Source organism: Terriglobus roseus DSM 18391, from assembly GCF_000265425.1.
Taxonomy (GTDB): domain Bacteria; phylum Acidobacteriota; class Terriglobia; order Terriglobales; family Acidobacteriaceae; genus Terriglobus; species Terriglobus roseus.
Map to the genome: position 1 here is coordinate 1,415,431 of NC_018014.1, position 22,149 is coordinate 1,437,579.

Genomic DNA, 22,149 nt, shown 5'->3' on the forward strand with positions numbered 1-22,149 from the left:
AGGACAAAGTGAACATGCAAGAGAAGCGCATCGGCATCATCATGAACGGCGTCACCGGACGCATGGGTCTCAACCAGCACCTCATCCGCTCCGTGCTCGCCATCCGCAACGCCGGCGGCCTGCCCATCGGTGACGGCACCGTCCTCATGCCCGATCCCATCCTCGTCGGCCGCAACGAAGCGAAGCTCAAGGCCATCGCCGACGCACACGGCGTCACGCGCTACAGCACCGACCTCGAGCGCTGCCTCGGCGACGAGAAGGATGAGATCTACTTTGACTCCGGCACCACCGGCCTCCGCGAAACCTTCGTCTCGGAGGCCATCGACGCCGGCAAGAACGTCTACTGCGAAAAGCCGCTCTCCACCTCCGTCGAGTCAGCCCTGCGCCTCGCAAAGAAGGCCGCAAGCGCCGGTGTGAAGCAGGGCATCGTGCAGGACAAACTCTTCCTGCCCGGCGTTCGCAAGCTGCGCCGCCTCATCGAATCCGGCTTCTTCGGCCGCATCCTCTCCGTTCGCGGCGAGTTCGGCTACTGGGTCTTCGAAGGCGATTGGGGCGGCCAGCCCGCACAGCGTCCGTCATGGAACTACCGCAAGGAAGAGGATGGCGGCATCATCCTCGACATGTTCTGTCACTGGCGTTACGTGCTCGACCACACCTTCGCACCCGTACAGTCCGTCTCCTGCATGGGCGCCACGCACATCCCGCAGCGCGTCGATGAGAACGGCAAGACTTACCAGGCAACGGCAGACGACGCAGCCTACGGCTCCTTCCAGCTCGAAGGCGATATCTTCGCGCAGATCAACTCGTCGTGGACCACGCGCGTCTATCGCGACGAACTCTTCAACCTGCACGTCGACGGCACGGAAGGCAGCGCCATCGCCGGCCTGCGCGACTGCAAGACGCAGCACCGCGTCAACACACCCAAGCCCACGTGGAACCCCGATCTGCCCAATCCCTTCAAGTTCCGCGAACACTGGCAGGAAGTGCCCGACAATGCCAACTTTGAGAACGCCTTCAAAGTCCAGTGGGAGCTTTATCTCAAGCACGTCGCACTCGGCACGCCCTTCCCGCACACCTTCGTCGACGGCGCGCGGGGCGTACAGCTCGCCGAACTCGGCCTGAAGTCCTGGGCAGAGCGTCGCTGGCTCGACGTCCCCGTCATCAAAGACGCAGACGTGCTGAAGGCGTAACGCATGGCCGATATCCAAAGGCTGAGCTTGAACCAGGCCACCGTGCAGAACTGGAGTGTGAAGGAAGCCGTGGACGGCTGTGTCCGCCACGGCATCCCCTCGATCGCTCTTTGGCGTCACAAAATTCATGAGGCAGGCCTGCAGCAGAGTGCGCAACACGTACGCGACGCGGGCCTGCACGTCTCCAGCGTCTGCCGCGGCGGCATGTTCGTCGCGCCCTCCGCTGCAGAGCGCAAAGAGCGCATCATGGACAACTTCCGCGCAGTCGAAGAAGCGAAGGAACTCAACGCTGACTCGCTCGTCATGGTCGTCGGTGCCTCCACAGAAGTGCCCATCGCGGATGCACGTCAGATGGTCGCGGATGGCCTCGCGGAGCTGGTGCCGTACGCACGCGAACAGGGCGTCAAGATTGGCCTTGAGCCCCTGCACCCCATGTACGCAGGGGACCGATCCGTCCTCAACACCATCGACCAATCACTCGCCATGGCGGCGCCGTATGCTGCAGACGAAGTCGGTCTCATCCTCGATGTCTTTCACATCTGGTGGGATCCCACCGTCTTCGAACAGATCCAGCGCGCAGCAGGACGCATCTTCGGCTTCCACGCCTGCGACTGGCTGGTGCCACTGCCGGACACGCTGCTTGGTCGCGGCGTCATGGGCGATGGTGTCATCGACAATCACGCGCTACGCCTCGCCGTAGACGCCGCCGGCTACAACGGCCCCATTGAAGTTGAGATCTTTAACCAGGCGCTTTGGGATACGCCCGGCGACGATGTCCTGAATAAAGTCGTCGAGCGTTTCACCGCACTGGTCTAGTACAGGAAATTTGAGATGAAGATACAGAACGAATTGAAAGCATCCGACCACGTCGCAGCGCTTGCGCGCCTCTTCGAACTCGCGACCGAAAAGACAGCACGCATCGCAGCCCGCTGGACACCGCAGATGGGCGCACCCGTAGTCACCGCAGCCGGCGTCTACAAGGGACGCAACTGGACGCAGTGGACTCAGGGCTTCGCCTACGGCAACGCGCTCCTCTGCTATGACATGACGGGCGACAGGGACATGTTGCGCATCGGCCGCGACAACACCCTCCATTACATGGCGGAACACATCTCGCACACCGGCGTGCATGACCACGGCTTCAACAACCTCTCCACCTACGGCCAGCTTCGCCGCCTCATGCTGGAAGGCAAGACCGAACGCAACGAATGGGAGCTCAACTTCTGCGAGCTCGCCATCAAGACCAGCGGCGCAGTGCAGGCAGCGCGCTGGACTGACCTTCCCGAGGGCCTTGGCTACGTCTACTCCTTCAACGGATCGCACTCGCTCTTCATCGACACCATGCGCACCGTTCGCATCTGCAGCGCCGCATACGCGCTTGGCCACACGCTGCTCGGCGAACAGGACCGCTCCATCAACCTGCTCGCACGCATGCTCATCCACGCGAAGACGTCGTCGCAGTACAACATCTTCTTCGGCGAAGGCCGTGACATCTACGACACGCCGGAACTGCGCGGCCGCACCGTGCACGAAGCCGTCTTCAATCCTGCCAGCGGCACCTTCCGTTGCCCCTCCACACAGCAGGGCTACACGCCGTTCACCACGTGGACCCGCGGCCTCGCCTGGGCGATGCTGGGCTACGCGGAAGAGCTTGAGTTTGTCACCTCTCTCGATGAGAGCGACTTCACGGCAGCAGGCGTCATGACCAAGGCAGAGGCCATCGCCCTCATGACACGCACCGCAAAGGCCACCTGCGACTTCTACATTCAACAGGGCACTGCCGCAGACGGCATCTGTTACTGGGACACCGGCGCGCCAAACATGCACAAGCTCGGCGACTGGCAATCCGCTCCTGCGGATCCCTTCAACGCCTTCGAACCCGTCGATGCATCGGCAAGCGCAATCGCAGCACAGGGCCTGCTACGCCTGGGCCGCGCACTCGGCGCCGAAGGCAAGGAGTATCTCCAGGCCGGTCTGACCGTTGCGAAGACCCTGCTGCAGGAGCCGTATCTCTCCACCGACGCCGCGCACGAGGGCATCCTGCTCCACAGCATCTATCACCGTCCCAACGGCTGGGACTACGTGCCGGCCGGCTCTGCAATTCCCTACGGCGAATCCAGCATGTGGGGCGACTATCACATGCTCGAACTCGGCCTGCTCCTGTCTCGCCTCGCCGAAGACAAGTACTACACCTTCTACTCAGCGGCTTCAGCCGCTGAGACAGACCACCAGAAGTTTCTAAGTGGCTTTAGCCACCGGGATAGACACGCAGAAGAGTCGTAAGTGGCTTTAGCCACTGAGATAGAAGCAGCGGGAAAATTCCGCCCGGCTTCAGCCACCGAGATAGAAGCAGCGAGAAAATTCCGCACGGCTTTAGCCACAGGGATAGAACATGCAGAAGAATCATAAGTGGCTTTAGCCACCGAGATAGAAGCAGCAAGAAAATTCCGAACGGCTTTAGCCACCGGGATAGAACATGCAGAAGAATCATAAGTGGCTTTAGCCACCGAGATAGAAGCAGCGAGAAAATTCCGAACGGCTTTAGCCGCCGAGATTCGCAACCGTATGGGACTCCAGAAATGTCATCGAACAACAACACCTCCGGCAAAGTAGCACTCGTCACAGGCGGAACGCGCGGCATCGGCCTCGGCATCGCGAAGCGCCTCGCCACCAGCGGCTTCCACCTCGTCATCACCGGCCGCCGCGATAAGGCGGACGCGCAGGATGCGCTAAACGACGTGGCGCAATCCTTCCGCGACAACACACAGCGTGTGGAGTATCAGCAGGCCGATGTCTCCAGCGCGACAGAGCGGCACTCCATGCTCGACGCCATCGACGCAAGCTTCGGCGGCGTGGACGTGCTGGTCAACAACGCAGGCATCGCACCACGCGTGCGCGCGGATGTGCTGGAAGCCACGGAAGAGAGCTTCGACGAACTTATCGGGACCAACCTCAAGGGGCCCTACTTCCTGACGCAGGCCGTTGCCAACCGCATGATTGCGCGCCAGCAGCAGTCCACCACCCTTCGCTGCATCATCAACGTCAGCTCCATCTCGGCAACCGTAGCGAGCGTCAACCGAGGCGACTACTGCATCAGCAAGGCAGGCATCGCCATGGCTACCAAGCTATGGGCCGCACGCCTCACGCAGTTCGGCATCGGCGTCTACGAGGTCCAGCCAGGCGTCATCGCAACCGACATGACCGCAGGAGTCAAAGGCAAGTACGACGCGCTCATCGAAGGCGAACTTCTCCTGGACAAGCGCTGGGGAACACCCGACGACGTAGGCACAGCCGTAGCCATGCTCGCCACCGGCCAACTACCTTACGCGCCCGGCGCTGTACTGGTGCTCGACGGCGGACTAACCCTGCCACGCCTCTAGTCATCGTCGGACGGATCGCGTGGCTCGGCTGCGTAGTACGTAAAGACCGTCTCCTGCCGGCGCGCCTCCGGGCAGTACCGAAAGGGGTGCCCCATTCATGACAGCATCACCGTCATGAGTGGGCCATCGCGCAAAGCGCGATCTTCTTTCGGAGGGGCATGGCTTTAGCCATGCCATCAAGAACCCATAACCAGAACCGGCTTCAGCCGCTGAGGGATTTTGTCTCCCTGACACACATCAAGCGGAGACCACCAACCCGGATGCCCCCACCTTCGCGAAGCTAAGGTGGGGATTCGTGCGCAGCACGAACCGCTTCGCCCTAAACGCTTCACGGCTCTTCATTCTTCAGCGCTATCGTGACGATCAAACGTGTCAAACGGTTAGTAACTTCACACACCTCACACGTTAGCGAAGTGTTGTACTCGCAAGCCTTTTCCCGGCTCCACCAGAAGGCAAAGCAGAAACAGGTCCTCCATGAATCCCTCAACACACTGGACTCGCCGCACCTTCTGCCGCGCCGCAGCCGCAACAGCAGTGTTGCCCCGGCGCATCTTCGCACAAAAGAGCAACGCGGGTTACGACCTCGTCGCGAAGACCGACCGCAAGCGAATCATGGATGCGGCCGCGCGCTACCGGCAGGAAAAACCAGAGACAATTACCGCAGTGACCTCGCCGCGCTCGCCCGGCGGTCCGCACGACTTCTTCTCGGAGGCCGACTACTTCTGGCCCAATCCCGCCAACCCGACCGGTCCGTACATCAATCGCGACGGTCAGAGTAATCCCGACAACTTCAACGAGCACCGCAAGCGCATGATCCGCCTCTCCATTCATATGCCGGCGCTGACCGCATCCTGGTTGCTGACAGGCAATCGCACCGACGGCATGCTCGCCGCAGACCATCTCCGTGCATGGTTCATCACGCCCGCAACGCGCATGAACCCCAACCTGCAGTTCTCGCAGGGCGTGCACGGCGTCTCCACCGGTCGGAACTACGGCATCATCGACACGCTGCACCTGGTCGAGGTCGCGCGAGCCGCCAGCCTCATCGCATCAGCACTGATGAGCAAAGCCGACCGTGATGCGCTGCATGCGTGGTTCGCCGACTACCTGCACTGGATGAAGACGAGCAACTTCGGCATCGCCGAACGCGACACCAAGAACAATCACGCCGTCTGCTGGGCGTTGCAGGCCTCCGAATTCGCACGCCTCATCGGCGATGAAACCACCCGTGCCGAAGTCCGCACGCAGTACGAGAACCTCTTTCTACCAAAGCAGATGGCGCCCGACGGCAGCTTCCCCCTCGAACTCGCGCGCACCAAGCCCTACGGTTATTCCATCTTCAACTTCGACGCGATGGCCATGCTCTGCCAGTCGCTGCTGGACAGCGATAAGGACATCTACTCCTTCGCTCTCCCGACCGGGCAGGGCATCTGCAAGGGCGCGGCGTTTCTTTATCCCTACCTGAAAGACAAGTCCGCGTGGCCCTACGCGAAAGACGTGCAGCACTTCGACTCCTGGCCCGTACGCTCCCCCGGCCTGCTCTTTACCGGCCTTGCATGCCGGCGCGACGAATACCTCGCTCTCTGGAAGACGTTGCCCGCCGATCCCACCGACCCTGAGATCATTCGCAACTACCCGGTACGCCAGCCGCTCCTGTGGTTCGGCAAAGCACCGGCCCGCGCCTGAACACTCGCACAACCTCGCTCCACGTACACCCAGGAGATCCGCATGACCCCGACACGACGCGCCTTCCTCGTCGGCAGCGCCGCGCTCTGCGCCACAACACTCGTTTCATCCAGGCTCATGGCCGCCTCCACAACGACAACTCCTGACGTAACGATCCTCGACAAGGACTGGGAGTTCTACCGAGGGCCGCTCGAACCGTGGCAGGTCTGGCACAGCGAAGAACTCGTCACATGGGAGCCGCAAACCGTCCCGCACTGCTTCAACCACTACGACGCCTGCGACCCCGACATACCGGCCTATCGAGGATCGGGCTGGTACCGGACAAAGCTCAAGGCAGCAAACCCCTATCGCGACGGCCGCACCATGCTCCTCTTCGAAGGCGCCGCCCAGACCTCCGAGGTCTTCATGGGGACGACCTCCGTCGGAAAACACATCGGCGGCTACAACGAGTTCGCAGTCGACATCACGGACGCCTTGAAGACATCCAAGGACGGGGCGCTGGCAATCCACTGCAGCAACGCGCGCGATCTGGACCGTATGCCATCCGACTTAAGCGACTTCACGCTCTACGGCGGACTCATCCGGCCGGTGCATTTGGTCTATCTGCCGGAACTGGCCATTGAATCGATTTATTCCGTGCCAGAATGGCACCCTGGAGACACTTCTGCGACCGTATCGGTCACCGCGCGACTCTCCGGAAACACGACCAGAACCGCGTCGCAGATCCCGTTCACAATCAAGCTGATCGACTCCTCCGGTAAGGTCGTAACACAGCAAAAGCTCAGCAAAAACGCAGGTCAGGCAGAGTTCGAACTCGCAACACTCACCATTCCAGCAGTGCAACCATGGTCGCCGGAAACCCCAACCCTCTACCGCTGCGAAGTAACAATGGGCACCGGCGCTGACACATCAGTGACCACGCACCGTTTCGGCATCCGTCACACGAAATTCGAAGCGCAAGGCCCATTTCTATTGAATGGAAAGCGCCTGCTACTGCGCGGCACACATCGTCACGAAGACGGCGCATACTACGCCGCAGCCATGCCCGCAGACCAGGTACGTGAAGAGTTCCGATTGATCAAAGCAATGGGCGCAAACTTTATAAGACTAGCGCACTATCAGCAATCGCGACAGGTCCTCGACTTATGCGACGAGCTTGGTCTTCTCGTCTGGGAAGAGGTGCCATGGTGCCGCAGCGGCGTTGGATCGGCAACCTTTCAGCAGCACGGCAAAGACACACTCACCGCCATGATTGATCAACATCGCAACCATCCGTCCGTGCTGATGTGGGGTCTCGGAAACGAAGACGATTGGCCCGGCGAACTGAATGGCGACGACCGTGAAGCCATCCGAACTTACATGCGAGAGCTGCACGAGTTATCGCACAAGTTAGATCCTTCGCGCGTCACGTCGTATCGCCGTTGCGACTTTGCGCGGGATATTCCGGATGTTTATTCGCCTTCGATCTGGGCGGGCTGGTACGGCGGACGTTACACGGAGTACGCAGCAGCCCTGGAGAAAGCGCGCAAAGCCGTACCGCACTTCATCCACATGGAGTGGGGCGCGGATAGCCATGCAGGCCGTCACGCAGAGGACCCAGATCCCGCGCTTGGCACCGTCGCAACCGGTAAAGGAACTGCCGAGAAGGGGTTTGATTACAAGCTCACCGGCGGTACGCAGCGCATGGCGAAAGACGGCGAGTGGAGCGAGACCTATGCCTGCGATCTCTTCGACTGGTACCTGAAGACGTCGGAGTCAACGCCGTGGCTTACGGGCACGGCGCAGTGGGTCTTCAAAGACTTCACCACGCCGTTGCGTGTCGAAAACCCCGTGCCCCGCGTGAATCAAAAGGGTCTCATCACACGCGACATGCAGCTCAAGGAAGGTTATTACGTCTTCCAGTCATTCTGGGCAAAAGAACCGATGTTGCGCTTGTATGGACACAGCTTTCCTTTGCGATGGGGTAAAGCAAGACAGAAGCGCACAGCGCGCGTGTACTCGAATTGCAGCGAGGTCGAGCTATTCCTGAACGGTAAGTCAGTCGGCAGACGCAAGCGCGATCCGAACGATTTTCCCTGTGCGGGGTTGCGCTGGGAGCTGGCATTTACCGAGGGCCGGAATGAGCTGCGTGCCGTCGCGCATGAGGGTGGTAAGACGCTCGAAGATACCGTTCAATTTCGTTACGAAACCCGCCCATGGTCGAAGCCGGTAAAGCTTCTCTTGCGCACTGTTGCAACGCAAAATGGAAGGTCAACCGTGGAAGCAGAGCTGGTCGATGTGGCTGGTGTGCGGTGCCTGGATTCGCGCGCTGTCGTGCGCTTCTCACTTGCGGGTGATGGCAGACTGATCGACAACCTCGGCACGCCGGATGGATCGCGCGTCGTGCAGCTTGCAAACGGTCGCGCACGCATCACCGTCGACCATCGCGAAGCAGTAGTGGTTGGCGTATCAAGCGATAACATCATTCCTGGATATCAGGAATTAGGGAAACATAATGGCCAGGCATAACAATGCCTGGCCATCATGCTCTTACTAACTTGAACTTACTGGAACGTGATCCGCGATCCCTTTGCGTTCCAGTCGAACGTGATGCTCGGCACAGCGCCGGTCGACGCAAGCGCGGCCTCTTTCCCATCGATGGAAGCGCGTTGCGGCGCTCGTTGTGAGCCGACAAGTTCGATGCGGAGCTGTTTGAACCAGGGCTTGTAGCGGCCCTCCGCCGGATCTAACGTAACGCTCAATAAGCCGTCGGCACTGACGCTGCAACTTGCGTTCATACGGAAGAAGTCGCCCTTGCGATAGTTCAGCGAGTGGCCGTCATCGCTGTAGACGGTGCCACTGCAACTCTCGCCCGCGGACGGAACGTACACCCGCAACGTCAGTGGACCATTGGGCGTCTCGTCGGTGTTTTGAACCAACGGCTGCAAGGGAAGGATCGCTCCTCCGCGAGCATAGACGGGCACCTTCGCAAGCTCCGGCGTCAGCATGGTCTGCTGCGATGCCAGCAGCGAGTCGCGTACCTCAGAGTCACGCGTCTGCACCACGGAACGTGTGCCTGCGCGTGCTCCGGTCCAGTAGTCGTACCAGGTTCCCGGCGGCAGATGCAGTTCATACGGTGCCACCTCTTCCGGCGAAGGATTCGGAGCGATGAGCAGATCCGATCCAAGCAGGAACTCTGCGCCGCCAGTGACCAGATCCATCGGGCTGCCATCCGCTGTGGCATGCGGGAACTCCATGAAAAGCGGCCGCATCATTGGCATGCCGTCGCGTGAGGTCTCTTCTGCCACCGTGTACATGTAGGGCAGCAGGCGATAGCGCTCTTCGATGAAGCGCTTGCGGATAGCTTCCTGCTCCGGCCCGTCGACCCACGGCTCGTGCATGCGGGTGCCCTTTGCGGAGTGGTCGCGATCGATGGGTTGGAAGGCTGCGATCTCAAGCCACTTTGTGAGCAGGTCAGCCGGCGGTGAACCAGCGAAGCCGCCTACGTCCGCCCCAGCAAAGCTGAATCCGCTGATGCCAAGGTTGATCAATTGCGGCGTGGTCATGCGCATGTGATTCCACGTTGAGCTGTTGTCCCCCGTCCAGGTCACGGCATAGCGCTGCCCGCCTGCGTAGGTTGCGCGCGTCATCACGTACGGCCGCTCGTTCGGCCGCAGAGCCAGCACGCCGTCGTAGCTTGCCTGGCTGTTGAGCAGGCCATAGATGTTATGGACTTCGCGGTGGCTGGCAGTGCGTTTCGCAAATCCAGGCTCGTCGATGCGATGCTGTGTGTCTAACGGCATTGTCTTCGAGGGATAACGGAAGACTGCAGGCTCATTCATGTCGTCCCAGAAGCCCGAAACGCCGTCGGCAACGAAGTCCTTGTAGAGCGTGCCGAACCACTTGCGTGTACGCGCCTGTGTGTAGTCCGGAAAGACTGAGTCGCCGGGCCAGACCTTGCCGACGTAGGTGGTGCCATCGGGGTTCTTCAGGAAGTGGTCACCCGCGGTGCCGGAGTCATAAGGAACGTAGCCCGCGTTCGGCTTATCCGCGATATGCGTATCGGCGATGACGATCAGGTGGAAGTGCTCCTTCGCCAGTTGCTGCACCAGCTCCGGGAACTTGGGGAAGCCGACGGGATCGACGGTGAAGGGCATGTTGTTCTTCTGAAAGTCGATGTCGAGCCACAATGCGTCGGCGGGTATCTTGTCCTTGCGCAGGTGCGCGGCAACATCCAACAACTGCGAAGCCGGCGAGTAGGTATAGCGCGACTGCTGAAAGCCGAAAGACCAAAGCGGGGGCAGGGGAGCCGGGCCGGTCAGCCAGGCGTACGACGCCATCACCTGCTTCGGCTCAGGGCCGTAAAGGAAGTAGTAGTCGACTGGGCCGCCCTGCGATCCGAAGTTGTACTCCTGCGCGCTCTCTCGGCCGAAGTCGAACGAGGTGCGCCAGGTGTTGTCGAACAGAATGCCGAACGACCGGCCGTCCTTCACATCCATAAAGAATGGAATGCTCTTGTAGATCGGGTCAGACGACTCCTGCCAGCCGAAGTCGTCGGTGTTCCACATGGTGAATTCCTGGCCAGCCCGATCGAGCGGGCCGGGCTTGTCGCCCAGGCCGAAGAAGTGCTCGTTCTCGCCGCGTTGCTTGTAGATGTGGAAGGTCTCTCCGCGCCACTGCACGGGCGTCGAGTCTTCCTGCAGGACGTTCCCGTGGTGATCGCGAATGATGAGATGAAGTCCTGTGGAGATCTCAACCGATAGCTTGTCGGTATGGAAGCCGCGCACGTCTGCCGCGACCGTAGCGCGGCTGGTCCGGCTTGCTGGAAGCACGGCCCAGGACGCATCCTCGGGCGGTGCAGATCGCCACTCACGGATGCGAAGCTTGTCGGCCTGCAGAGCAGTCACTTCGAGTGTTGTGCCGTCCTCGGTAGCTGTCAGTCCATTTGGCGTTGCGCGAATCTGTTGCGCGAGCGCAGCAAGTGGCAGAAGAAAGACGGCAGTCGGGAATAGAAGACGGACAGCGCAGCGTGACATAGTCGAAGCTCACCACTTCGGCGTGTACCGTCGCAACCCGCTCACGGGCATTTTCGCTTCAACTTTTGATCAACAGGTAAGTGTTGAGGAATGAGAGAGATTGCGTTGATCAACGAGTGCTTAGACCTAATGCATAAAGGTTCGCTGTGGTCGAACGCGCTCTCACGACGATAGTTCCATCCAGCAGCGTGCCTGCCAGAACCATGTCGCTAAACTCGGACGAGCGCAGGCGATCCATTCCACCCAGTTCTTCGATTCTGCCGTCGGCAACCGCGACGCGGTAGACCGGCTGGCCGGCATCCATGAAGGCATCTGCGTAGAGATAGTGGCTATCCGCCGACCAGACGGGGTCGGCAGCGGAGCGCCCGGACAGCACGCGCCACTGCTTCGTTGCGACTTCGTAAAGCTTTACCTGACGCTGGTCGAGGGATAGGGCTGCGATATAGCGGCCATCCGGCGCCCACCGTGGACTGAAGAGATTATCCGAGCCCGGCAGCGTCGTCACCCGGTGTGACTTCAGGTCGAGCAACTGAATGGTTCGTGGGGCTGCGTCTTTGCCGAGAAGGTCAGGAGCCAGACCCAGCACAATGGTTTGACCGTCCGGCGACCACGTGGGATCGGCCGTGTTGCTGCCGCTTTCCAACAGCGGTTGCAGGTCGCTGCCGTCGGCGAACTCCTGGTAGATGCTCCATGCTCCGGAGGCCTTGCGAGCCATGAGTGCCATGCGGGAGCCGTCGGGTGACCAGTGAGCGTTAAAGACCTGGAGATCGCCAGGGCTAAGCTGCAGGATCTCGGAACCGTCCGATCGTGCTCGCCACAGTCGTCCGACCGTATCAACCCATGCCAGCCACTTGCCGTCGCGGCTTTGCTCAAGCCGGTGAGCGTCACTATAGAAGTTGCGGACGGGCGCGAAGTCGCGCGCACCGGGTTTGAGCTGTTGCACCTCGCCCTCAGTGGAAACGCCCGTTAGAAAAATTGTCCGTTCCGAACGAGCGGCAACCGGTCCCTGATAGGTCAACGGGCCATCCGTCAGACGAACCGGGTTGGAAGACCGGGGCGCGAGCAGCCATAGATCAGACGCCGGACCTTGCGCAGCCTGAAAGACGAAACTGCCATCGGACATCCAACTGCCGCAGCAGACGCCATTGGCTTCCGCCCATTTGGAGAGCACCGGGTGTGCGGTGTGGTTGGACACCGTCATCTCCCACAGAGCCTGGGTGTGGGGTATGGGATCGAACAGAGTAAAGCGCAGTACTTTGCCGTCAGGGGACCAGCGCAGCCAGAAGGCACGGCCAGGCAATGTGGCGAAGAGGACTGGCTCCGATCCGTCGGGGCCCGCCACAAGTAACTGATTCCCTGTGGCATAGAGGATCTTCTTATCGTCCGGCATCCACGTTGCATCGTGTGCCAGAATGCGTACGATGCGCTGTGCGGATCCGCCGCCAGAAGGGACGATAAACAGCGGCTGCTCTGATTGGTTGGAGGCGTGGCTACGCACCAGCAGGCGGGAACCATCGTGGGAGATGTCTGCAATAGCGGGTCCAGCGATTTCATCCGGCAGAACGATCGGTTCGCCGGCGCCACCCGCTATGGTGATGCGGGCGAGGTGAACGCTGCCGTCACGGATTACCGACGCGAAGAGATGCAGGCCATCCGTCACCGTGACGGGAAATACCTCCATTGCGTCGCCACCGGGAAGAACCCTCTGTGAATGAGTCACTTGGCGTAAGGAGGGGATCTGCGGTGCGCCGGCCGGCCTGCCTATTAAGAAGCCGCAGAACACGCCAATCAGCAGGATTAACGCTATCGCTGCCCCTGCGACCCATAGGCGGTTTATGGTCGAGGGCGTTCTGGAGACCTCCTGAACCGACATCATGGCAGTTGGAGAAGTCGGAAGCGTGGGGACCGATGGTGCTAAGTCCGGCGGCGGTGGCGTCGCTATATCTATCGTTGCAGGTGCAGCCGCGGTCTCCAGGACCGTGACGGGGGCAATGAATCGGTAGCCGCGTCGCGTCAGTGTCTCAACGTAGCGTGGGTTGTCTGCGTTATCGCCGAGCGCTTCCCGAATCTTATTGACTGCGGTGCCGAGGGAGTGGTCGAAGTCGACATTCGTTCCCGGTTCCCAGACGCGCTGTTGCAGTTCTTCGCGAGTGACTACTTGACCGGCATTCTGCACAAGCTCAGCGAGCACTCGAAACGGCTGGCCTTGGAGCTTGATGCGGAATCCACCCCGCCACAGTTCTCCAGTAGAGAGGTCTGCCTCGAAGGTGCCAAAGGCTACACGCACGGAATGTGTTGACTGACGCATACGGACCGCACTCTAGAATCTAACATTTTGCCCCCGAAAAGATTCTCAGTGTGAGTTATGAAGCGCTGTAAGTAACTGGTTTAAAGCAAGTTGATTGTTGATTTGTCTTTCAATACAAAACGACACCGAGAGGATGGAATTGTCACCAGCAGATTATGGAGAGTTCACGCTGTCCAACAGTTCTCCTCAAACTGTCTGCGGCATTTTGGAGGCACCACCGTAATGAGATCCAAGTCCAAGAGCTTCGGCTCGCACCTTTATGTCACAGCCGCGACCCTATCGCTCGGCTTTGCCAGCATCTCCGTGCAGGCTCACGCTCAGACCGATACCGGTCGCGTGACCGGTACCGTCGTCGACCCCACGGAAGCAACCATCCCCGGCGCGACCGTCACAATCACCAACACGGGAACATCTGAGACCCAGACCGTCAAGGCTGATGCCGCCGGCAACTTTACCTTCCCAGCCCTGCAGCGCGGTCCGTACAAGATTTCCGCGACGATGACGGGGTTCCAGACGACTACCCAGAGCTTTGATCTGCAGGTCTCCCAGGTACAGACGGTCATCTTCAAGCTGTCAGTCGGTTCGACGGACCAGACGGTTGAGGTTACCAGCGCAGCACCGATGGTCGAGCTTGGCTCGTCCACGATTGGCAGTGTCGTTGAGAGCCGCCAACAGACTCAGCTTCCCCTGAACGGTCGTAACTTTACCCAGCTCGCGCTCCTCTCGCCCGGCGTGACCCGCGGCAACTATGGCAACGGCGCTTCCGGTGTGAACGGCGATGCGGAGACTTTCCGCAACAGCTCGTCGGGCGGCGGCTCGCTCTCGACGAACGGTCTGCGTCCGCAGGCGAACAACTACATCCTCGACGGCGTCGACAATAACGAAGGCCTGGTCAATACTCTCAACTTCTTCCCGAACGTAGAAGCGACGGAAGAGTTCCGTGTGAACACCAGCACCGCACCGGCTGAGTTCGGCCGCGCCGGTGGCGCCATCGTCCAGACGTCGATCAAGTCAGGTACGAACAGCATTCATGGTTCCGCGTACTGGTTCTCCCGCTCCAACCTGTTCGACGCCAGCCCCAACTACCAGTTCCTCGGCGCCAGCAAGACGGCTCCGCTGCCGTTCAAGCGCAACACTTTCGGCGGCGCCATCGGTGGACCCATCATTAAGGATCGCCTGTTCCTCTTTGGTGACTACTCGGGACTGCGCGAGAACTCGCCACTGAATCCGGAGATCGTGACCGTTCCCACAGCGCAAATGCGTCAGGGCAACTTCCAGGAACTGCTTGGCCGGGGGACCACCCAGGCACCCACCGTTTGTGGGCGTCCTGGTGTTACAACGGTCGCGGTAAACGGTGGCATCTATGACCCGACCACGTGCCAGCAATTTGCGAACAACATCATTCCGCAGGGCCGTCTGAACTCGGCAGGTCTGCGCTATCTGAACGCCTTCCCGCTGCCGAACATCCCCGGTACGCTGGGCGGCACGCAGAACAACTACCGCACCATCCGCACCGACGTGCGTCATTCGAACACCATCGACGGCCGCCTGGACTACAACATCTCCACGGCAGATCGTCTGTTTGCTCGCTTCAGCTACGACAACAGCAACTTCACGCGGTCATCACGCTTTGCGGCCCTTCCGGCGGGCTTTGCTTCCGGCACCAACTACGTGCACGCACGCGGTTACGTGTTGGGTGAGACGCACACGTTTGGTCCGAACACCATCAACGAGTTCCGTGCTGGCTACACGCGTTACACCTTTGCTAACCAGCCTGTGTTCAGCAACACGCCGATCTCGGCGAACCTGGGCATCGTGAATGCGAATCGGACTACGAACCTGGGCGGCGGCGCACTCATCGGCGGCAATGGCAGCCAGTTGGAATACACCGGCGACTACGGTACGTACCTCGTCCCGGAGAACACTTACCAGATCAACAATGCGCTCACCTATATCTGGAAGGGTCATACCTTCAAGGTTGGTGGTAATGGTATCCGTCGTGAAGTGGCTTACTTCCGTCCGATTTCGGGCAAGGGCTACTTCCAGCTTGGCAACGGTGACTTCACCGGCTACAACACGTCGGAAGTGCTCGCGGGCTTCGCAGACAACTACAGCATCGGTGCGCAGAGCGGCCTGTTCGGCACGCGCAACTATGAAGTGGGTGCCTTCGCGCAGGACGACTGGAAGCTCAGCCGCCGGCTCACCTTCAACCTCGGCTTCCGCTGGGATTTGATCACCTACCCGACGGAGCAGCAGAACCGCCAGGCCGCGCTCAACCCGAACAGCACCGGCGCAAACCCGACGGAGCTGATCGCAGGGCAGAATGGCGTTGGCCGCTCCATCATCAACACCCGGTTCACCAACTTCGCTCCACGCTTTGGCTTCTCGTATGACCTGACCGGTCAGGGCAAGACGGTGCTGCGCGGCGGCTACGGTATCTTCTACTTCCTGGATCGTGGCGGTATCGACAACCAGCTCGGTCAGCAGGTGCCGTTCGGTGGCAGCACGTCGTACTTCGCATCGGGCGGATCCCGCATCGCCTTCACCGGCCAGAACCCCACAGGCAGTTCGCTAAGCAGCACGCTAGCGACCGCTCCGCTACCGGGCCCGACAACCTCGTCGCTTGCCGGTGCGAATGTCTTCGCTGTGAACCAGACGGAGAAGATCCCGACGGTGCAGCAGTATGACCTGCAGATTCAGCACGAGATCACACCGAAGATGGTGATGACCGTTGGTTACGTTGGCAACCTGTCAACCCACCTTGCGACGGGTTACAACTTCAACAGCAAGCCGTTCTCCGCGGGAGCAACCACACCCACGGCATTCCCGACGCTGGGTCAGGTCGTCTACAACCTGAATGATGGCGTCAGCCGTTACAACAGCCTGCAGGCTCAGTTGAACTACCGCGCGAACAAGAGCCTGACGCTCACCTCGTCGTACACGTGGGCGCACAACATCGACAACACCAACGGCTACCTCGGCTTCTACGCTGTGAGCGATCTGAACTACTACGATCACAGCCTGAACAAGGGCAACAGCTCGCTGGATCAGCGCAATGTCTTTGTGGCCAGTGCGCTGTATAGCATCCCGTTTGGTCGCGGTCAGCAGTTCGGCAGCAACATCAACCGCGGACTGGATTACATTGTGGGCGGATGGCAGTTGAACACCATCGTTCAGGCACAGACGGGCACGCCCTTCAGCGTTACCTTCCCTGTGTACGGCGGTGGCACGAGCATTCGCGCGGACTATGCGAACAATGGTCAACCCATCTACACGCATAGCATCCAGGGCAACTACATCAACCCCGCAGCGTTCAGCAAGACACAGCCAAATGGGCGCCAGGGCAACACGGGCCGCAACCAGTTCTACGGACCTGGATTTGCTGCCGGCGATGTGTCGATGTTCAAGACGCTTGGTGTTACAGAGCGTCTGAAGACCGAGCTGCGGGCAGAAGTCTTCAATGTGACCAACACGCCGCAGTTCCAGAATCCGGATGGCACTATTACCGACGGCAACTTCGGCAAGGTAACCGCAACGCGCCTGGCTTCCGAACGCCAGATGCAGATGGCGATCCGCTTCCTGTTCTAACGAACGGGCAGTAACTCACCCATGGGCGCCGAGAAGTCTATCGGCGCCCATTTTTTCTTGCTTTTCTGATCCCTGGAGACCCTGACCCATGTTCGCTCGGCCTGTTGTTGCTTCCTGTCTCTCCCTGATCTTCGCCAGCGCACTGTCGCTGCACGCACAGGCACCTCGCATCACGAAAGTTGATCCACCCAACTGGTGGGTGAACATGCCTGCTCCCATGTTGCTCATCAATGGCGAGCACCTGAACGGCGCTAAGTTCAGCGTCGGAGGTCTGCCCATTGAGCGCACCACCATCTCCGACAACGGCCACTGGGCGGAGCTGTGGCTGGCGAAAGACGCGACCTCGGTCGGCGATCTTCGCATCACCGCTCAGACGACACAGGGCAAGGCAGAGGTCCCATTCCGCTTTGAGCCGCGCCGCGCGGCCAACGATGGCTTCGCTGGTTTTTCATCACGCGATGTGATGTATCTAATCATGACGGACCGGTTCGCCGATGGTGACAAGACCAACGACGGTCCCGACGCCAAGGACAGCGCGGATAGCGCCGCAGCACAGGCACAACGGAAGGAAGGGCGCGGTTGGCACGGAGGCGATCTCCGAGGCATTGAGCAGCACCTCGATTACCTCCAGGCCTTGGGCATCAATACGGTATGGATCACTCCGGTCTACCAGAACCACGACCACGATTCCTACCATGGCTACGGCGCAACCGATATGTATGCGGTCGATGAGCACTATGGTTCGCTGGAGGATCTGAAGTCGTTGAGCAAGGCGCTGCACGCGCGTGGCATGAAGCTCGTGCTGGATACCGTGCCGAATCACGTTGGCCCCATGCATCCGTGGGTAAACGATGAGCCCGAACCAACATGGTTCCACGGCACGAAGGTGAAGCACACGGTCGCGCAGATGGACTTTCAGCCGCTGACTAACTCGCATGCGCCGTGGAGCACACAGCGTGATGTTACGGAAGGTTGGTTTGTGGACACGTTGCCGGACAACAATCAATCAAACCCGGCGAATGCAAAATATCTCGTACAGAACGCGATCTGGTGGACCGAGCAGGCGGGACTCGACGGCCTCCGCATCGATACCTTCCCGTATGTCCAGCGCGACTTCTGGACTCAGTTCAACAGCACACTGCGCACGCTCTACCCTAAACTGACCAGCGTTGGTGAGGTTTCCGGAACCGATCCCATCATTAACTCATCCTTCGCGGGTGGTGTGACGCGTGATGGTGTGGACACGGGACTTTGGACGCCGCTTGATTACCCCTTGCACTTCGCGATCCGCAACGCATTCACAGGCGCGTCACCGATGACCGAGCTTGTAACGATTCTTCGACAGGACTCGCTCTATCCACATCCGGAGCGTCTCGTCCCGTTCTTGGACAATCATGACTTGATTCGCTTCGCCAGCGAGCCGAACGCAACTCTTGCAGGAGGGAAGCTTGCGATGACATTTCTGTTGACAGTCCGCGGTATGCCGCAGCTCTATGCCGGCAACGAGATCTATATGGACGGCTACCAGGATCCGGACAACCGCCATGATTTCCCGGGTGGCTTCGCGAATGCTTCCAACGACGTCTTCCAGGCGTCAACACGCCAGCCCGTCCAGAAGGAGATGTTTGACTGGACGAGCGGTCTACTGGCCTTGCGCAGCAAGACGCCCGCATTGCAGACCGGCACGCTGCAGATCCTCTATGCCTCAACAGACTCGCTCGTCTACACCCGCACGGAAGGGAAGCAGCGAGTGTTGATCGCAATTCACCGCGGTAGTGAGGATGTGACACTGCATCTGCCGACGCTTGACACCAGCATCACGGGCGCCAACGCCGCTACGCGGCTTTACGGTGAAGGAGAGTTGACCTTCGGCTCGGGCGATGTCGCCGTCGCCTTACCTGCGAACAGCGCCCTGATCGCGGAGATCCAGTAGCTGCGCAGCGCAGGAAGAAACGACAGCAAACCTTAGGCGGCGACGGTGGCCCCTCTCTTTAAGTTATAACCAAGAGAGCAGTCACCGTCGCCGCTATTGGTGTGAGGGGCGTTATCACACAGATGACTACTCGCCGATGAGATGCAGAACAATCTCACGCCTGTGCGGACGCACACGATGTTCGAAGAGATAGACGCCCTGCCACGTGCCTAAGACGAGTCTGCCGTTCACGAGTGGGATCGAAAGCTGGATCTGCGTTAGGGCAGTCTTCAGATGTGCGGGCATGTCGTCCGCTCCTTCATCGTTATGCTCGTAGGGGCCATTCTCCGGTGCCAGCCGACTGAAGTAGGCCTTGATGTCATGTTGCACCGTGGGGTCCGCATTCTCCTGGATCAGGAGCGAAGCGGAGGTGTGACGGCAGAACACAGTCAATAATCCCGTCTGTATCTCCTGCTCACTGAGCCAGGAACTTAGGGTCTCGGTAAATTCGTAAAGTCCCTGACCACGCGTCGTCAATACAATAGTTCTTACAGACTGATTCACAATTCCTGCCTTTACTTGGTTCTCCGGGCTCAAAGCCTCGGCGCTCCGATCTTGATGTAGTACGTTGGGAACGTTTTGCTAGTCATCACCGCCGCCTTAACGAGTGGCTTTAAGGTAGACCTTCTTCTTCGGGGGTCTTGTGACGACTCCAGACTGCATCCTGATTCTCTTCTCGCAATGGCCGATTCATCGTGCGATGCCAGATCAGATGCGAGTTCATCTCGAGATAGTTCCATATTTCGACGCAAATGAAGAACGAGATGATCAGCACGGGAAGCCCGAGAAAGAGTGCCATCACAAAGACCTGCAGGCGAGTGCGGCGTCGCAGGCACGCGCGCAACTGTTGCCGCGTCTGCATGCGGCGTTTCAAGGCAGCGTGAGACCGCATTCAAAGACATAACGCACCAACTGCGAACGCGTTCGGACGGAGGTCTTTTCGAAAAGCTTTTGCAGCAACGCTTTCACGCTGCTCTCTGAGATGGTGAGCTTGTCGGCAATCTCCTTATTGCTGAGACCTTCTGTGATCCAGCGCAAGACCATCAGTTCACGTGCTGTAAATGCAGCTTCGCCCGGCGCGGAGGCGGACGGAGCGGAAGACTCTTCCAGCAGGAGTCGGTTGGCACCGCTCGAAATCCAGCGTCTGCCCTCGAGCGTTCTTTCGATGGCGAGAAAGAGATCGGACGTCGGTTCTGACTTTAAAAAGATGCTGGCCGCGTAAGTCTGCACAGCTTCGCGTAACTCCGCCTTGCCAGTGCCTGCGGTCAACAAAATGACGGCGGCTGACGCATTCGTTTGGCGTATTGCGCGAAGGACCGCGAGGCCATTCTTCGCAGGGTCCGAAGAGCTTAACTGGAAATCAACCAATCCCAGATCGAAGTCCCCACCGCCAGTGCAGTACGCTGTGGCCTCCTCCAGGGTGGATGCCTCGGCAACAACGCGGAAGGGAGCCTCAGCTTCCAACACGCGCCGTAGACTCTCGCGAAAGAGCGTGTGATCATCCACGAGCAGGATGCGGATGGGTGTTTGCAGATCGCTCATAGTGAGGCCACCTGCAAGGCGATCACGAAGGACGCGCCCGGATTCAAAGGCTCATAAGAGATATCCGCCTGGAAGCTGTTGAGGATTGCGCGCGAAAGATAGAGCCCGAAACTGACGGTTGTCGGTGCCGCCCAGAAAGGGCGAAAGAGTGATTCTGGAGTAGCGACGCCGGGCCCGTTATCGCTGATGCGGATCGACACAGTTTTCGCATTGCGTATAAAGTCAACGCGAACCTTGGCGTCAGCCGTTGATGCGAGAGCGCTCTGCGCATTGCGAAGTATGTTCAGAAAAACCTGCATCAATCCCTGCTGATCCGCCCATGCGCTTGGGAGATCCGCCGGCACATTCCATTCCAGAGCGATGTCACTTTCGCGCAGCATGGCTTGTGAGACGATGCGCAGCTCTTCGAAGCAGTGTTGTAATGGAAGAATTGTTGCGGTGCGCTTCACTTGTGACGTCTCGACAGAGGCCATGCGTTCCAACGTTGAGGTTAGTTGCTGCAGTGCGATGAAGTCAGGTGTGTCCCCGAGTGCGGGCGTGGTGGTGAGCAGGTTGCGTTGGACGAGTTGGATCGCGCTGCTCACGTTGCGGATCTCATGCGCGACCGCACCCACAGCAAGACGCGAACTGTTCAGCAGTTGTTCCAGTGCCGACTCTTCGCGGTCGCGAAGATCATCCGATGCGTCGACGATCATGGCGGCCGTGCGTGGTCCGTGCGTCGTGGTGTATGTGGAGAACCACACCTCTGCCAGGAAGGGCGCGCCATCGCGCCGGAATCCCTGTGTCTGCATCATGGTCTTCACGGGCCGCTCGGGGTGAGACCGGTGCGGCACGCGCCCGAGCGCCGGCAACAGCGTCGTCACTCCGATCCCGAGTAACGATTCGTCTCCACACGCACCCTCCTGAAACATCTGGCGGGCCGCTTGATTTGCCTGGATGATGAGACCGGTGCCATCAAGCGTGAGGATGGCGAGCGCAGAACTGCCAATGAGCAGACTCAACTGTTCCTCAGCCTCGCGGCGAGCCTGGTTTTCTTCCTGAAGTAGTTTGATGTTCCGTCGCTCGGACTGTCGTTTCGAAAGCGCTTCGCGTATGTAAAGACCTTCCGAGGCGAACGCGATGAAGGAGAGCAGGTCACGCGGGATGCCTGCGGACGCGCTCCAAGCGAATGCGTCGGAGTACTCGGCAATGCCTGTGCAAAGTAGGGCGGCTGATAGTACCTGCCAACGCGAGGCAACGGAACCGATCATGCCCATGGGGAGCAGGTATAGAAGGCTTAGTGGCACGTCGTGCGGCAATAGCCGATCAAACACGGAAATCGCCGCAGCGAGTATTGCTGCCGCGAGCGCGACGGTTGCAGGTCGTTCTCTCCAATGAGTCATTCGCACCACTTCTATATCATCCTGCTTGAGCGAGCGATTACACAGACCACTATCGAAAGATAGACGCTTAGACATCGAAAGATCGA

General features: G+C 59.7%; 13 protein-coding genes. 8 read left to right on the forward strand and 5 right to left on the reverse strand.

Annotation, left to right across the window (positions count from 1 at the left end):
• The first annotated feature begins 14 nt into the window (after nt 1-14).
• The 6 genes from TERRO_RS05985 (at nt 15) to TERRO_RS06010 (ending at nt 8,764) form a co-directional block, all read left to right on the forward strand.
• Entirely contained in the window at nt 15-1,190 is a 1,176-nt protein-coding gene (locus tag TERRO_RS05985; RefSeq protein ID WP_014785099.1) for a Gfo/Idh/MocA family protein, read from the forward strand.
• A gap of 3 nt (nt 1,191-1,193) precedes the next feature.
• Nucleotides 1,194-2,006 (forward strand): sugar phosphate isomerase/epimerase family protein, encoded by an 813-nt coding sequence (locus TERRO_RS05990; protein WP_014785100.1) that lies wholly within the window; start codon nt 1,194-1,196, stop codon nt 2,004-2,006.
• A 15-nt stretch (nt 2,007-2,021) separates the two neighbouring features.
• Nucleotides 2,022-3,473: a glycoside hydrolase family 88 protein gene (locus tag TERRO_RS05995; RefSeq protein ID WP_157178268.1), complete on the forward strand. Its 1,452-nt coding sequence runs from the start codon at nt 2,022-2,024 to the stop codon at nt 3,471-3,473.
• A gap of 296 nt (nt 3,474-3,769) precedes the next feature.
• Nucleotides 3,770-4,570 (forward strand): 3-ketoacyl-ACP reductase, encoded by an 801-nt coding sequence (locus TERRO_RS06000; RefSeq protein ID WP_014785101.1) that lies wholly within the window; start codon nt 3,770-3,772, stop codon nt 4,568-4,570.
• A 474-nt stretch (nt 4,571-5,044) separates the two neighbouring features.
• On the forward strand, nt 5,045-6,256 hold the full coding sequence (locus tag TERRO_RS06005; protein WP_014785102.1) for an alginate lyase family protein: 1,212 nt from the start codon (nt 5,045-5,047) through the stop codon (nt 6,254-6,256).
• Nucleotides 6,257-6,298: 42 nt separating this feature from the next.
• Entirely contained in the window at nt 6,299-8,764 is a 2,466-nt protein-coding gene (locus tag TERRO_RS06010) for a glycoside hydrolase family 2 TIM barrel-domain containing protein (protein WP_014785103.1), read from the forward strand.
• Between the two features lie 35 nt (nt 8,765-8,799).
• Here the strand turns inward: TERRO_RS06010 and TERRO_RS06015 are convergent, their stop codons facing one another.
• Both TERRO_RS06015 and TERRO_RS06020 read right to left on the reverse strand, forming a co-directional pair.
• Nucleotides 8,800-11,271 (reverse strand): glycoside hydrolase family 31 protein, encoded by a 2,472-nt coding sequence (locus TERRO_RS06015; protein ID WP_014785104.1) that lies wholly within the window; start codon nt 11,269-11,271, stop codon nt 8,800-8,802.
• Nucleotides 11,272-11,380: 109 nt separating this feature from the next.
• A complete protein-coding gene (locus TERRO_RS06020) occupies nt 11,381-13,579 on the reverse strand; it encodes a winged helix-turn-helix domain-containing protein (RefSeq protein WP_014785105.1) in 2,199 nt (732 codons plus the stop codon).
• A gap of 222 nt (nt 13,580-13,801) precedes the next feature.
• On the opposite strand from TERRO_RS06020, the gene TERRO_RS06025 reads away from it, so the two are divergent.
• Together TERRO_RS06025 and TERRO_RS06030 are read left to right on the forward strand one after the other, a co-directional pair.
• Entirely contained in the window at nt 13,802-17,167 is a 3,366-nt protein-coding gene (locus TERRO_RS06025) for a TonB-dependent receptor (RefSeq protein WP_014785106.1), read from the forward strand.
• Nucleotides 17,168-17,255: 88 nt separating this feature from the next.
• Entirely contained in the window at nt 17,256-19,100 is a 1,845-nt protein-coding gene (locus TERRO_RS06030) for an alpha-amylase family glycosyl hydrolase (protein ID WP_014785107.1), read from the forward strand.
• 126 nt (nt 19,101-19,226) lie between these two features.
• On the opposite strand, the gene TERRO_RS06035 is transcribed toward TERRO_RS06030, so the two are convergent.
• The 3 genes from TERRO_RS06035 to TERRO_RS06050 form a co-directional block, all read right to left on the reverse strand.
• A complete protein-coding gene (locus tag TERRO_RS06035) occupies nt 19,227-19,643 on the reverse strand; it encodes a secondary thiamine-phosphate synthase enzyme YjbQ (protein ID WP_041593055.1) in 417 nt (138 codons plus the stop codon).
• Between the two features lie 366 nt (nt 19,644-20,009).
• On the reverse strand, nt 20,010-20,681 hold the full coding sequence (locus tag TERRO_RS06045) for a LuxR C-terminal-related transcriptional regulator (RefSeq protein WP_014785110.1): 672 nt from the start codon (nt 20,679-20,681) through the stop codon (nt 20,010-20,012).
• On the reverse strand, nt 20,678-22,063 hold the full coding sequence (locus TERRO_RS06050) for an ATP-binding protein (protein ID WP_169315283.1): 1,386 nt from the start codon (nt 22,061-22,063) through the stop codon (nt 20,678-20,680). Before TERRO_RS06050 ends, TERRO_RS06045 begins: the two co-directional genes overlap by 4 nt.
• Nucleotides 22,064-22,149: the final 86 nt, after the last annotated feature.

Coding starts and splice junctions, on each gene's coding strand:
- TERRO_RS06045 (WP_014785110.1), bottom strand. CDS start 20,681: ATGAGCGATCTGCAAACACCCATCCGCATCCTGCTCGTGGATGATCAC.
- TERRO_RS06025 (WP_014785106.1), top strand. CDS start 13,802: ATGAGATCCAAGTCCAAGAGCTTCGGCTCGCACCTTTATGTCACAGCC.
- TERRO_RS06050 (WP_169315283.1), bottom strand. CDS start 22,063: ATGACTCATTGGAGAGAACGACCTGCAACCGTCGCGCTCGCGGCAGCA.
- TERRO_RS06030 (WP_014785107.1), top strand. CDS start 17,256: ATGTTCGCTCGGCCTGTTGTTGCTTCCTGTCTCTCCCTGATCTTCGCC.
- TERRO_RS06005 (WP_014785102.1), top strand. CDS start 5,045: ATGAATCCCTCAACACACTGGACTCGCCGCACCTTCTGCCGCGCCGCA.
- TERRO_RS06015 (WP_014785104.1), bottom strand. CDS start 11,271: ATGTCACGCTGCGCTGTCCGTCTTCTATTCCCGACTGCCGTCTTTCTT.
- TERRO_RS05985 (WP_014785099.1), top strand. CDS start 15: ATGCAAGAGAAGCGCATCGGCATCATCATGAACGGCGTCACCGGACGC.
- TERRO_RS06020 (WP_014785105.1), bottom strand. CDS start 13,579: ATGCGTCAGTCAACACATTCCGTGCGTGTAGCCTTTGGCACCTTCGAG.
- TERRO_RS06010 (WP_014785103.1), top strand. CDS start 6,299: ATGACCCCGACACGACGCGCCTTCCTCGTCGGCAGCGCCGCGCTCTGC.
- TERRO_RS05995 (WP_157178268.1), top strand. CDS start 2,022: ATGAAGATACAGAACGAATTGAAAGCATCCGACCACGTCGCAGCGCTT.
- TERRO_RS06000 (WP_014785101.1), top strand. CDS start 3,770: ATGTCATCGAACAACAACACCTCCGGCAAAGTAGCACTCGTCACAGGC.
- TERRO_RS05990 (WP_014785100.1), top strand. CDS start 1,194: ATGGCCGATATCCAAAGGCTGAGCTTGAACCAGGCCACCGTGCAGAAC.